A 13,423-nucleotide genomic window follows, 5' to 3' on the forward strand; every position below is an offset into this window, starting at 1 on the left:
TTAACGATCATTGCCAGGTTTTCTACTCAGGAAAAAATAGAGCAGGCCCAATACCAGCAGGGCCAGGCCTGGTAGCCAGAGAGAGAGCGCAAAAGGAATAAGGTTGGGCGGCGTCATATGGGCAACCAGCAATACCTCAATCAGACCGACAGCTATCACAATCAAGGCCGGTGATAGTGCGCCCTTCCCCACATATCCTCTACGAGCAGCCAATGCGATAGCCAGTAATCCAACACCAAGCGCCAGAATATACGCGGGAAAGATCTGACCACCAGGGATCGACCCGCTAAATCCCAGATAGACGGCCAGTCCTACTGCTGTAGTCAGACTACCCGCGATGATTAAACGGCCAGGATAAAATAAGGTCGAAAGCAACATCCCCAGTCCAAGGAGAAAGACGCCAACCGGAAAACGATAAGGATTAAGATGGAGCAACCAGGCTCCTAACAAACAGATCAGACCAAACAGGAGCAGTGCATAGGCCTGGCGATGCTGACGACCAGGGGTCGCGAAAAGCTCTTTTCCCATAGCTTCCTCCCAGTAGTTTTATTTCATGGAAGCAAATGTCTGTAATACACCACCAACGATACCCCATAGCACAATGAACAGCACCCAGATACCACCATGGCGTTGACGTGCCTGCGCAGGCGTAACCCGCTGAAACCATTGCGCAGTTGCAGGCCGTGTCAGACGCCAGACGATTAACGGCGAGAAAATAACCAGAATAATCGTTGTGACGAGCGGCCAGAAGTTACCTATCCTGATGTTCTGATACAGATTAAATAGAGAGATAATGCCCGCAATGGATAATACTGCATTGGCGACGATCTGAATTCTGAGTGCCCAATTGCGTCCACTGCGTATCATCTCACCAAAATAGGCAAAGACACAGGCCACAGGCCAGGCAATGACAAATAAAAGGATAGGATTAAGGCCGGGAAGCTTCATCGTGCTCGATGGGCTGAAAAGAGTATAAATCGGGACAAACGCGGTCTGCGCGGCCAATCCCCAGTCAAAGGCAACCGCCATACCAATTCCTTGCGGAGCAGGCAGTTCTGGCAGCGCTGCTTGTGCGACATCGGACTCATGTGTTTCCAAGATAGGTCTCCCTTTATATGATGACTATGGATAAATTCTACCATAAATGGCGTTCGCATCTCGATTGTGCGAAAATAACAAGAGAAAATAAAGCTGTTTTCCAGCTTACCATGCTATACAGAAACGTTTTTTATGCCTGAGAATATGACTTCACCATTTGTGGTAGATCTATTACTCACACTACGCCAGGATCGCTTCAGGGCGCGTGCCTGGGGAATTTTCTTATGGCGTTCATGGCTCATGGCTTGCCAGACCGCTACTGAGAATTCAACACTCAAACGTTCCTGGCTACGTACAACTGCCTTCATAACATTCCTGGCCCTGGCCATCTTGATCGCCAACAGTCTATGTATAGGTCTGCCCGATACGCTGCGCTTACTGCCAGGACTTATCTTCTGCGTAGTCTGGCAACAGTGCGACCTGTTCTGGCATCTTGGCCTTAATCGCTCTATACACAACAATACGCTATTTCCCACGCTCGGGATAGCCAATAACCTCACCTGGCTACGTGGATTGGCAGCATCCTATCTGGTTGGCAGACTGATTGGCGGCTTAGTGGTCACATCAGGATTGGCGCTGGCGATTTTCCTTTTTGCTATCGCGACGGATATCCTCGACGGCTCAATTGCCCGGCGCACAAAAACACAGAGCAGACTGGGCCAGATCGCTGACGCCGAGACAGATTTCTGCCTCTCTTTATCCCTGATAATCATCTTTCTTCAAAATGGGATCTTACCACTCTGGGTTGGGATAGTCATGCTGCTACGCTTCTTGCTTCCTTTGGTAGCCGCCTTATTAAGCTATCTGGCCTTTGCCCATCCCCTGCGCTTCGGCTCAACATGGCCAGGAAAGTATGCAGGATTGGCACAATGCCTTTATTTCCTTGTTTTGCTGGCCCCGCCTTCCCTGGTAACATTTACCAGCATTCTGGGGACACCGTTACTCTGTATCACTATTTGCTTGCTGATCGCCGCACCGATAGCCCAGGTCGTTGTGAATATGCAAGCACATACGACGACAACGAACACTATCACGCATCCAGAATAAAAATAGCCTTACACCTTTGAGGCCGTCATCACTGCATAGCCGAACTGTTGCGCCTTGATGGCGGTCGCTGCCGCCCTGGCCATTGTTTTAGCCTGTCCAAAATCAATCGTGCCAGGTAATTGAAGCTTATTCAGTTTTACCAGGAGTTCGGCGCCCAGCAATTTTCCGTGGATCTCTCTCACCATGTCTGATAGCGCTTGATCATGTTGCTCGAGCGTTTGCATGCTGAATCCGGCCGTTACCAGATACTGTACATAACGTTCAAGCGGCTGAGCATCCGCGATACAAGCGATCCAGGCCAGCAGACCCTGTAAGTCCGCTGGCACTTCGGCTGTCTTGCGCGTGAGATCGCTTAATCCTACCATTCCACCCGGCTTCAAGACGCGTAGGAACTCCGTTGCGGCCAGTGCTTTATTAGGAAAGGTACAAAAGGCGCACTCACAAATTAACGCATCATAGCTCTCCGCAGACACAGGTAAATGTTCTGCATCACCTTGTTTAAAGGTCACAAGATGGGCTACGTCACTGGCCTGTGCCGCCTCGTTAGCACGCTCCACTGAGACCGCACTATACTCGATTCCCAGGACATTACAGCCAAAGCGCTGTGCCAGATGGATAGCACTTGTGCCTTGTCCAGCAGCCACATCCAACAACTGCTTATCTGGTCCAAGTTGCAGGAGCGTGCCAAGATATTCAGTGAGCGCGATGCCACCTGGATGAAAGGAGTCTCCCAGCAAAAATCTGGCCAGATCGCTCTGATAGACGTTTGCGCAACAGGACTTCAGATCCTGATCATCATTGCCGGTCACGGTCTCAGGCTTACTATTCATGCGCAGATCCTTTGGTCATTGGAGTGACCTGGATCACATTGCTCTGAGCCTCAGGTGCAAAAGAGAAGGTCAGTGGCTCCGGCTCAAAAGGCACACCGGCACGTCTGGCCTGATTGCGCTGGCGTTCACGCGCCTGTAATTGCGTGCGTGCCTGCTCACGATAGCCAACATTATTGTAAGCACAGAAAGGAATCTGCTTCCCATCGGGCAAGAGAATCTCTTTACAACACTTCATCAGGTTCTTCTGATTAAAGGTCCAGGGATCCATGAAATCCTGTAGCATCACCATAAAGATATTCTTGGCAAAGGCAGTCACATCCAATCCATCGGGCAAGCCACAGGCGGCACATGACAGCGCGAATTGCTGCGCAGCTTTATCCGAGCCAGCCACCGCAGACGAGGACCAGAGTCCTTCCAGTGCTTGCTTGATATCTTCTGAGATATCGGGCACGGCACGATTGGTAATGTAGTCCAGATAATCTTCTACATTGAGGAGACGAGTCATAGGCAGAACGGTATCGCCGTCATTGAGGATATAGGTAACCGAGTTACAGGTAGGGAAACAGCAAGGAACGGGGACAAAGTCCGAGACGGTCAACATGTCGCCGGTTTGTTCTTGCAACGCTTGCAAGATGTCTGGAATCGTCAGGCGTTGCATCGGATCATGCTCTCCATGGCGACCAGATTGGAACGCTGGCTGAAAGTTGATGCCACGTACCGCTGGATGTTGCAGCCCAAAGGAGACAATCGCGCCAACTTCATGCAGGTTGATCAGGCGATCGACCGCCGGCACCAGCACCACATGCGCTCCAATCTCTGCCAGACGGTCCAATGCCCGTAACTTCTGTGGTAAGATATCTGGCTCACCACGGAGTTGTCGATAGGTCTCAGCTTCAAAACCATCAAACTGAAAGTAGATTGAGGGGCGCAGCTCACCTAATTGACGCAGAAATTCATCATCATCCGCGATACGTTTCCCATTTGTATTCAGCATTACATGTCGGATATTACGCGCTTTCGCAGCCTTGATCATGTCAATAATCTGCGGATGAATTGAAGGCTCGCCGCCCGAGAACTGGACAACCTCAGGATTTCCTTCGGTCTCCACCAGATGATCGAGGATACCTTCTACCTCCTCTAAGGTCAGGTTAAAGCCTGCGCCAGCATTGGCAAAGCACAATGGACAATCCATGTTACAGGCACTATTCACCTCGATAATACCCAGGCAGGCATGCTGCTGGTGATCTGGACAGAGTCCACAATCATGAGGGCAACCATGCACTATGTCAGTGGAATAGGCCAGGGGGACGGTACCGGGCTTGTTAAACCGGGTGGATGAAACATAGGCCTGTGCATCACCATAGACCAGTCCTTCAAACACGCCATGGTCAGGACAGCGCTTACGCATATACACTTTCTGGTCACGCAACAGAATATGCGCATCAATAACACGGCGACAAGTGGGACAAATGCTTCTAGTTAATTCAAGGAAAACGTAATCGACATCTTTTTTCTGGCGCGATAGCGGTTTTTGTGACGGTAGCGTCGTAGCTACCGTTCTCTCAGCAGAAGCATTCACATGCATTGACAGATCTGGCTGCTTATCCACAGGATCTCCTTATTGACATATCCGCTCTTTGTAGTTTCTTGCTTTAATTCTCACCAAGATATTTAATAATTCGTGGATGACTTTTAGCAATGAACTGCATAACCTGTTCTATATCAGAGCTTTCTTTATCTTCAGAGGCAATAAGATGCTTTTCAATCCATTGTACCAGATTTTCAAATTTTTTTTCGGCGATCATAGACTCAATTGTATAGGCCAGTTCCATTTCCTCGTGCTCATTTTGATAGGCCAGTTGGTAGCCATTGCGCATCAGCAAGGTACTTCCCAGAATAAAAGCCGCACGTTTATTGCCATCAAAAAAAGGATGATTGAGGGCAATCCTTTGGATAAGAATAGCCGCCTGTTCCACAATATTGGACTGTTGATAAAGGGCAGCGTTCCGTGGGGCAACCATCGCTGATCCAAGCCCATTCATATCCCGTACCGCTCCACTCTCACCAGCAATCTGGTTTGCGCGTATAGCAGTTTCGTTATCGAGATACGCTAGCTCATAGCCGTTATTCATTTCAACCAACTTTCTTCTTGCTCAAAGCTTACAAACGCTCAACGCACGATCATATAGTATAACAGACAATCAATCACAAAAAGAACAATGCATTCAGCTGATCGGGACTTTTCATATTCCTTTTTGGCGCCTGAGGCGCCGGGTCGGGGTGTGGCGCGCGGCTGCAGCCGCGCGCCACACACTCCACACCTGAAATAATGTACATCTGATCGCTTGCTAGTGATCTCCCTGCGAACATGAAAAAGCCCTGTTAGCTGATGTGGCGTTTTTTTGTATACGCTCCCGCTAGAGGAATCTGCATAATAGCGATACCATGGGAGATCTGTACTTGAAATGTACATTCCATTTCGTCTAAAAGCTTCTCAAACAAAGGAAAATGGGAGGAGTATTCGCCAGGATGAAAATGGAGTACCAGTTCCAGCTTTTGTTCCGCTTCCTTTGGATAGGAGGAGAGTGTGATCGACCATTGGGGAGAAAACATGTCGATGAGCAAACGCGAAAGAATATGCGAAAAACGAAGTTCATCGACCAGGATGGTTGCGTTGGCAGTAATTTCAATGTGGGGTGGAACGGCTTCAGGATAGGCTTGCAGATAGCGCTTGACAATCTGTTCGACACAGGGTGCTAGTAAAATAGGCTGCATAACCAGCGCGGAACGGTCGCGTGCGGCATCTAAGAGTTGTTCGATCTTCCATAGAAAGAGGTCAGAGGCGGCCAGGCTATTGGCGAGCAGGCTGGAACGTTGCTCCATGCTCAAAGCGGGATCGGCTAATAGATCTATATAGCGTTGCATTTGCTGTAATGGCGCGATGAGTTCATAGCCAGCCATAGCTAAGAAGCGATCTTTCAACTCACCAAGCATATGTTGTCTGGCATACATGCTCTGAATCTCTTGCATATGCTCTGCCAGTTCAACCGCGGCCGCACATTGGTTAGCATAAACGGCAAAGATACGCTCCTCTTGCGGGGAGATGATATAGGGGAACGTATAAAATAAAAACAAAATCCCAAAGCGCTGACTTTTCTGGCGTCGTGTCAGGGGCAGGCGCACAAACGAATGGGGAGAAATAGTCTCTGGTAAGGCTGACAACACGGGTTGCGCTTCTTTGAGCGATGGGGATGTGTAGAGTGGCATCCAATCCACATCAGACATAGGCAGGCGATCAACGGGAATTCCCAGGCCAATACCTGCCTGTGCCTGTCGGGATAAATACTGGTGATCCTGATCCATAAGCCAGATCTCAGCACGCCCGGCAATCGCTTGCGCGGCGATACTGGCATAGAGGTCGAGAATTTCATCGACCGCCATATTCATCGAGGCACTTGCCTGATCAGTTGAGGATAATGCCAGGGAAGAGGTGACACTATATAATTGATTGAGCAGGCTATTGAGCTGATTCGATTTTTTCATATGTAATGCGATATGGAGTTGCGCGGCATAGGTTTGCAACAGCCCCATAATCATCTCGAAGTCAGTGCCTGCATATGGTTGATCCCGACTCCCAAGTACCAGCAGACCCAGCATCTTTTGATAGACAACAAAAGGTGCCAGCAAAATTTCTTGCGGATCATGGGGTGAGGAAAGATAGTGACTCAATGGTGGATTTTGTTCCTGGCTCAACATTTGTGAGAGAAATTGTGGCGTTTGCTTTTGTTGAAATGCACGTATAATCTTATGCTCAATGGGAATTGCCTGCTCTATATCAACAACTTGCCGATGGAGAATATCTAATAGATAACGCTGATGATCCGACAACTGGGCAGGAGAAACGACATAACGGCCCTGCTTTTCGTCCAGAATAAAGAGCACGATCTGTAACGTTTCCAGCTTTCTTGCCAGTTCATGCATAATGACCTGCGACACCTCCTCAACTTCAAATAGCTCGCCCCAGGATGAATCACTGCCAAGGTGCTTAGATACGTACTGTTGTCTGGGATAGAAAATACGCTCGGTAAGGATATTGGCAACTGGCCGCATGGCAATACCACACAGACAGTACAGGAAAGTGAGCGGCGCGAAAGATGAAAACGAGATAAGCTCGGGCCAGATCTGTGTCAGCACAAGAATGAGGTACATCAGCGAAACAAGGGTGAACATCCAGGTCAATCGACTGATCTGCTGAAACAAATAAGAGTCCATGATCAAAATCTGGTAACGCAGAATCACATAGGCTAGTGAGAGTGGGATAAGCACAAAGCCTACACTCGATACTTCTCCTGGAACACCTTTTAAACCAAATAGGACTGGAACAATGGTGACAATCAAGGTCAAGGCAATCGGCAAAATCGTTCCGCCAAAGAGAATCAAGTAGCGTTGGCGCTGATCCGACGGTGCTTGCATATACATGATTACAATGCGAAAGATACACAGACTTAGCAAACAAAACATCGATCCAGCGTAAACAATACGAAAAATGGCCGGCAAACCTGCGAGATAATAATAGACAATGGCGAGGCCACCAACGATGCTAATGCCAACCACAATACGTAGATAGCGCAGCGCAAAAGCTGCATTCTTTTCGCGATCAGGAAAAACCAGCAACATGGAGGCAAGGAAACTGGCCGCAAGTATAGATAGAAGAGATGTGATCAGACTAAAAAGGAAAATATCGAGCGCCGCCCCCATCTCGACGGTAAACACGCCCATCAGACTAAAGCAGAAACCAAAGAGCAGAACAGCCACCAGACGATTGTTCGCATAATACCAGACGAGCGAGCCAACGGCCAGGAAACTTAAGGCAGTAAACTCAGATAACCCAAGGCGCAACCACAGGACCCAGGAAGATGATGACATCTGTGACATAAAAAAAGACAAGTTGAGAAGGAATAGTCCCATATTAACAACAAAGCCAAGCGCTATAACTATTCTCTTTGCAGTTCTTCCCACAACCATACAAAGATTCTTTCTACTCACTCGCCTTCAGAAACATCAGTAATTTGATCAAGACCGATCAAAAGAGCAAGAAGAGGAAAAAAAGGACGCGCTTCAAGCGCTTCAATACGCTGGAAGAGCCCTTTAATACCTTCCATCTCTTCATTATAACGAAGCAAAGCGCCCCAGCGTCCGTAAAGCGATGCCAGGACGGCAGGTGCTTCAATCGACACATCGTCTCCCTCTGCATCGACTGTATTCTCAGAAGATTCAGGAGCGGATGAAAGCAGAACTGAGAGTAGAATAGGCAGGGTCTTTTTCCCTTGCTGCCAATCTTCATCCATATCAAAACAGTCATTGTGAATCTGCTTGGCAGCTCCAAGTCGCAATCCTAACTCACTCCAGAGCTCGATTTCAGCAACCCCTGCCCCACCAAGGGTGGACCCCAACAGACACGCCAGACTGGCAAGTGAACCAGATTTCTTGCGTGAAATCTCAAGAATCTGTTCCTCACTCATCTTTGTCCATGGCAGACGACTGGCAAGGATATCCAGATGTTGTCCTTCAATACTGTGCTGGATTTTCAGTAAACTGCCAGTAAACATTGATAGAAACAGTTCATCAGCCATATGAGTATGCAGGGAAAGCAGGAGGCTCTGTCCCAGCGACCACAAGGCGGTTGCGGCCATGGTCACACGTTTATGGCCAAGTTCAGCCACAATGGAGGTAGTCTCCTCATCCTCAATATCATCATATAAATCAAACGAGCAGACCAGACACTCCATGGCCAGTGCCCCACGGCCAACAGTTTGAACATCAAAGGTCGGCGCATACACACGTGCAATAAACCAGACCAGTAAAGGCCATAAACCATTATGCGTTTCAACCTGAAGACAGAGAAGTTTGCCTGGCTGGCTTAATGCCACGCGTGCATCAGCATAAAGAGGATCTGCATGTAGCAGATCCTCCAGCATCTCTCGAAGAAAGCGTTGGGCTCCTTCGATAGTGTCAAATTTAGACATATGCGGTTGCGATTCGGGTATCATCGTTATGCCCAAAAAAGCGGGGCTGCGTCTTTTCCGGTTAGAGCAAGTAGAAAACGGAGTGTGTATAATGGACCCAGGGCATTGAGGGTTTTCGTTAAGGTGTTTGTTGTAACAGAGTTCATCGTAATCCTCCAGAAATTGCATACGTTAGCTACATTTACATCTAACAATTTTATACTTCACTACCCTGAACGCTTTACTTGCATTACTACATGAGTGATTTACTAGCAAATTATCGAGACACTATCGACTATTTTTATGTCTGAGTTTCTTCGACAACGCCATAAGCAAATGCTAGTATAATACGATTTACGCTTAGCTTGGGGTCTTCAGATTCAGGTAGTATGTGATACATTTCCCTTTTTTATGTATCGTTCTTGTATTATAGCTAAGAAAGGTCACTTCTGTCTAGTCAAACAGCGCGCAATTTTCTCTAAAAAGAGCAAAGCCACAACAAGCATTGGAGAAAAGGCCCGCAGGTTTAAAACAATGCAAGCACATCATTATGAATCTGTAAGCACATTTTCTTTACATCATAAGTATATGAAATAGTGCCCGATTCCTCACTCTCAGCGTGGAGAGTACAGTCAACCGCACTCGCGCCCTGAAGGGCGCATGCTTCTTTTGCATGTGGTGTGGAATTGTGCGCATTGCGCACAATTCCACACCACATGCAAAACTATTAGAGCACAAAGGGTTTATTGAATCGGACAAAGCAAGTGTCAACGTATATATTAGCTTAAATAACGCCATGTGCAATTTTTCCACATACCCACTCTTTTGAGGAGGAACATAGCGCTAAATAACATTGGGGGAAGGCAGATACCTGTACCGGTCTTCCCCCAAAACAAGACACTATGCGCTATTATTTAGCAGTCCGCTCAATAGCGAAAACAGGAATTTCACGTGATGTTTTCTGCTGATACTCGGCATAAGGCGGGAATACTTTCGCCGCCAGTTCAAAAGCTTTCTCACGCTCAGTACCCGTCAATATTCTGGCGGTAGCAGGATATGTATCGTGACCATTTTCAACGGTGACGTCAGGATTGGCCACCAGATTGTTATACCATTCAGGATGCTTTGGACTGCCCCCTTTAGAAGCAACGGCCAGTACCCGATCGCCATCCTGCACACGCATCAATGGAACAATACGCTCCTGTCCGGTTTTTGCACCTTTCATTGTGATCAAGACCAGTGGAGACCATCCTTCTACATGGCCAGCATGTGCACGAAAGTCTTCAATCACCTGCTGGTTGCGTTTCTGCCAATCATTCATACATTTATCTCCTATCAGGTAAATTACGTTTTGTTGAAAAGCCAGGTAGCCACTACGCCTTCAAACTGAGCATAGGGGCGTCTGAACAGTACATTAGATCTAAACTGTATCACATTCAGGGGGTGCACATGCAAATAAGCGGCAATAATCAGATCAACGGGCGCTCGGCTTGTTCAGGTGGCCATACAACCCGGCGCACCCCCTGCTGCCATTGGACGACGAGCACTTGATGACCAATCTGTAAACCACTGGCTGGATCAATCTTGAAGGCTCCATAGAGAGTATTACACATAAGTTGATTAGCGGCAGCCAGTTGGGTCACATCATCATGATGATTGCTATCCCGCAGACAACGCGCATAGAGGAGTCCTGCGGCAAATGCTTGTGCCGCAGGATACGGTGGTTCAACACCTGCCATGGCCTTATAGTGGTGTACAAACCATGTGGCATCGGGGCCCTCATCAGGTTCTGGAGCCACACGTGCTAGCCATTGCGCAGGTCCAAGCAGTCCTTCACGCTGTTCCCCAAGTGGAGCAAGTACGTCCTCAACTCCCGCGCCAACAAATGCGGCGGCCCGCCATAGGCGTCGCAATAAAATTGGCGCCACAGCCAGTTCATCCGCAAAGTTTCCCACCACCAACAAAATATCCGCGGAGGGCACTAAAGGTGCGACAGGTGCTGCCTGGGAGCTCTCGAAGGATACAAGGTGCAGCTTAAAATTGAGGGCCATGGCAGCGCGTATCGCTCCATTGGCAACATCGCGAGCAAAACCAGTATTGGCATACAGAAGAGAAATCGTGCTTACCTGAGGATCAGAGGCACGTATGGCTTGCAAAACAGTCGAAAAATAGCTTGAAGCGGGCGAGAGAACATTGATGATGTGCGGAAACACGGGACGAGATATTTTAGAGGTAGCGCCACTATGATTCCAGATCACACGACTGGTAGCACGCGCAGTCGCAAGCATCGTGTTACTCCCATAGGGACCAAATAAGACATCAGGAGCAGTCGCAAGCACTGTATACATACTGGCATTGATGTCACGTCCCATATCGTAGACTGCAAGATCTACACCCGTCCATGGCGGTGGTAACTGTGCAGCATGTTCAGCCCACAGGGTGAGTCCAGTGGCACAGGCCTGTCCAAATGGCGACAACGAGCCAGTCAAAGGAGTAAGAAGCGCTGCACGGAGTCTGGTCACGGCATCCTCTCTGCGTTCTGCATGGAGAAACGCGTCGAAAAAGGACGAGCAAGTTAATACTCGTCCTTTAAAAAAGGTTGCTTCTATTGTAAGTCCAAAACAGCGCTTTCAGCAAGCATACTAGAATCAATTGCGCAGAGGTTCATTGGCCATCAGAAAAAAATGACAGCTACCAGCAAGTGCATGTTACCCTTGATATGTGGCATGCTCTGGCTTCACGACGACCACCACACGCTCATCGCCAGGCTGATGGTAAGGATATTTATCTATGCCAAGATATTTCTTGGACATAGAATTAATGAAATCCAGCTTAGGGTCCTCATCAATACGCTCAACGGAACCGCGAATCTCAAGATAGCGTTCCAACTGCTTAGGGTCAGTAATTGACAGTGCAATCCGTGGATCACGCTTCAGATTGTGATGTTTCTGGCGCTTTTTGGTCAGGCTAAAGAGAATATGTTGGCCATCCCACTCGAACCAGACTGGTGAACTCTGTGGCTCACCCTGTGGTCCAATTGTGGCCACATGAGCACCAGACTTTGACTTCAGGATATCTTTATATTTGTCCGGAATTACAGCCATAGCTACATCCTTCTCCTCATTCCTGACGACGATATCAGGAATGAGGAATATTTCACGAATTGGTGAATGGTTCTCTGTGCCAGACATACTCAGGGCTTCAATAGTGTCGCGTTTTATAGGAACGTTCCATGCAATACTATCGAAGCCCTGAAAGAACACAGCTTAGTTATCGTTGTTGTGGTGATTATTATCGTCCTCGACATTAGCGTTAGCATTGCCATTGTTATTATTGTTATTATTGTTTACGCGAATGCGATGGCGGTTCTGGTTGTGGTGATGGTCGCTACCGCTACCACTGCCACTATCAGAGCTATCACCTTCGTTATCATTATTCTCCCGCTCATGGGTACGGTTATTGTTGATGTTGATCTGGCTGCGCTGGTGACCACCATTATTGTCATTATTAAACAGGCCGTTCCAGCCGCTATTCCAACCGCCCCCATTGTTATCACCATTATCATCACAGTTGTCATCGCTGTTATCGTCGTTACCATCACGACCCTCACAGCTGGTATTATTGTTAACATTAATCTGACGAATACGGCCCAGTTCCCATAAGCCACTTCCACCATTCCAGCCACTCCAACCACTATCGGAATGATTACCGTTGTGGCCATTCTCATCATCAATATTAGCATTGGCATTGCTATTATTATTATTATTATTATTGTGGATAGTGGTTCTATTATTATGGCGATTTGGCTGTCCATGGGCATGGGTAATTGGACCAGGGACGCCAATAGCCAGTGCACCACCAAGGATCAAGGCAGCAATAGCAGTCTGATTTTTCCCAATTGACAGAAACTTCGATTTCTGATTTTTTTCATTGGTCTGGTTCATTGAAATTTTCCTCTTTCTTCTACATGAGATGTAAAGCAATTTCTATGACTATTCTTCATAGAGGAAATGAGTTATAAGCAGATCCAGGAATTGAAAAAGAATTCGTATTCCAGTTAGCTCTACTTCAGTTCCCAATATTAGTTAATCGGCAGAGGTAAGATTGTATTAAGTAGTTGACTCTGAATATTTTTCCGGGCTACAAATTTTTTCAGTCGGACTCAATTTGAACACCTTTGTTTAAGCTCAATTCACCTGTTTACAGCAGGGCTTTTTCATATTCCTTTTTTGCGCCTGCGTCGCCGGGTTGGGGGTGTGGTGTATGGTGCGCGACTGCAGCCGCGCACCATACACCACACCTGAAATAATGTCCATCTGATCGCTTGCTAGTGATCTCCCTGCGATCTCTAGGAGAACATGAAAAAGCCCTGTGGTTACAGTACGCAAAAAGACTATTCTTCTTCGATATGCTATAATACTGTACATAATCGAGCCCAGACGT

Annotated in this window: 12 protein-coding genes; 1 reads left to right on the forward strand and 11 read right to left on the reverse strand. The window is 47.7% G+C overall.

Annotated elements, in window-relative coordinates; translation table 11 throughout:
- A complete protein-coding gene (locus EL633_RS26825; RefSeq protein WP_126630343.1) occupies window positions 1–528 on the reverse strand; it encodes a hypothetical protein in 528 nt (175 codons plus the stop codon).
- A gap of 18 nt (window positions 529–546) precedes the next feature.
- Window positions 547–1,098 (reverse strand): hypothetical protein, encoded by a 552-nt coding sequence (locus tag EL633_RS26830; protein ID WP_126630344.1) that lies wholly within the window; start codon window positions 1,096–1,098, stop codon window positions 547–549.
- 132 nt (window positions 1,099–1,230) lie between these two features.
- Here EL633_RS26830 and EL633_RS26835 point away from each other — a divergent pair, with 132 nt between their 5' ends.
- Entirely contained in the window at window positions 1,231–2,145 is a 915-nt protein-coding gene (locus tag EL633_RS26835) for a CDP-alcohol phosphatidyltransferase family protein (protein ID WP_126630345.1), read from the forward strand.
- An 8-nt stretch (window positions 2,146–2,153) separates the two neighbouring features.
- Here the strand turns inward: EL633_RS26835 and EL633_RS26840 are convergent, their stop codons facing one another.
- The 9 genes from EL633_RS26840 to EL633_RS26880 form a co-directional block, all read right to left on the reverse strand.
- On the reverse strand, window positions 2,154–2,975 hold the full coding sequence (locus EL633_RS26840; RefSeq protein WP_126630346.1) for a class I SAM-dependent methyltransferase: 822 nt from the start codon (window positions 2,973–2,975) through the stop codon (window positions 2,154–2,156).
- Window positions 2,968–4,584 (reverse strand): radical SAM protein, encoded by a 1,617-nt coding sequence (locus tag EL633_RS26845; protein WP_246039264.1) that lies wholly within the window; start codon window positions 4,582–4,584, stop codon window positions 2,968–2,970. The genes EL633_RS26840 and EL633_RS26845 overlap by 8 nt, the downstream gene beginning before the upstream one ends.
- A gap of 43 nt (window positions 4,585–4,627) precedes the next feature.
- The gene (locus EL633_RS26850; RefSeq protein WP_126630347.1) at window positions 4,628–5,107 is read right to left on the reverse strand and encodes a type II toxin-antitoxin system death-on-curing family toxin; all 480 of its coding nucleotides are present in this window, start codon (window positions 5,105–5,107) and stop codon (window positions 4,628–4,630) included.
- 250 nt (window positions 5,108–5,357) lie between these two features.
- Entirely contained in the window at window positions 5,358–7,910 is a 2,553-nt protein-coding gene (locus EL633_RS26855; protein ID WP_126630348.1) for an MFS transporter, read from the reverse strand.
- A 107-nt stretch (window positions 7,911–8,017) separates the two neighbouring features.
- Window positions 8,018–9,001 carry a polyprenyl synthetase family protein gene (locus EL633_RS26860; protein ID WP_161982475.1) on the reverse strand — a complete coding sequence of 328 codons (984 nt, stop codon included), beginning with the start codon at window positions 8,999–9,001 and terminating at the stop codon, window positions 8,018–8,020.
- An 889-nt stretch (window positions 9,002–9,890) separates the two neighbouring features.
- Window positions 9,891–10,301, reverse strand: a complete 411-nt coding sequence (locus tag EL633_RS26865; RefSeq protein ID WP_126630350.1) for a nitroreductase family deazaflavin-dependent oxidoreductase — start codon at window positions 10,299–10,301, stop codon at window positions 9,891–9,893.
- A gap of 148 nt (window positions 10,302–10,449) precedes the next feature.
- Window positions 10,450–11,502 carry an ABC transporter substrate-binding protein gene (locus tag EL633_RS26870; protein ID WP_126630351.1) on the reverse strand — a complete coding sequence of 351 codons (1,053 nt, stop codon included), beginning with the start codon at window positions 11,500–11,502 and terminating at the stop codon, window positions 10,450–10,452.
- A 186-nt stretch (window positions 11,503–11,688) separates the two neighbouring features.
- A complete protein-coding gene (locus EL633_RS26875) occupies window positions 11,689–12,084 on the reverse strand; it encodes a PPOX class F420-dependent oxidoreductase (protein ID WP_126630352.1) in 396 nt (131 codons plus the stop codon).
- A gap of 162 nt (window positions 12,085–12,246) precedes the next feature.
- Window positions 12,247–12,924 (reverse strand): hypothetical protein, encoded by a 678-nt coding sequence (locus EL633_RS26880; protein ID WP_126630353.1) that lies wholly within the window; start codon window positions 12,922–12,924, stop codon window positions 12,247–12,249.
- Window positions 12,925–13,423: the final 499 nt, after the last annotated feature.

Source organism: Dictyobacter alpinus (genome assembly GCF_003967575.1).
Lineage (GTDB): Bacteria > Chloroflexota > Ktedonobacteria > Ktedonobacterales > Ktedonobacteraceae > Dictyobacter > Dictyobacter alpinus.

Coding starts and splice junctions, on each gene's coding strand:
- EL633_RS26825 (WP_126630343.1), bottom strand. CDS start 528: ATGGGAAAAGAGCTTTTCGCGACCCCTGGTCGTCAGCATCGCCAGGCC.
- EL633_RS26835 (WP_126630345.1), top strand. CDS start 1,231: ATGCCTGAGAATATGACTTCACCATTTGTGGTAGATCTATTACTCACA.
- EL633_RS26840 (WP_126630346.1), bottom strand. CDS start 2,975: ATGAATAGTAAGCCTGAGACCGTGACCGGCAATGATGATCAGGATCTG.
- EL633_RS26850 (WP_126630347.1), bottom strand. CDS start 5,107: ATGAATAACGGCTATGAGCTAGCGTATCTCGATAACGAAACTGCTATA.
- EL633_RS26855 (WP_126630348.1), bottom strand. CDS start 7,910: ATGTCACAGATGTCATCATCTTCCTGGGTCCTGTGGTTGCGCCTTGGG.
- EL633_RS26860 (WP_161982475.1), bottom strand. CDS start 9,001: ATGTCTAAATTTGACACTATCGAAGGAGCCCAACGCTTTCTTCGAGAG.
- EL633_RS26865 (WP_126630350.1), bottom strand. CDS start 10,301: ATGAATGATTGGCAGAAACGCAACCAGCAGGTGATTGAAGACTTTCGT.
- EL633_RS26875 (WP_126630352.1), bottom strand. CDS start 12,084: ATGGCTGTAATTCCGGACAAATATAAAGATATCCTGAAGTCAAAGTCT.
- EL633_RS26880 (WP_126630353.1), bottom strand. CDS start 12,924: ATGAACCAGACCAATGAAAAAAATCAGAAATCGAAGTTTCTGTCAATT.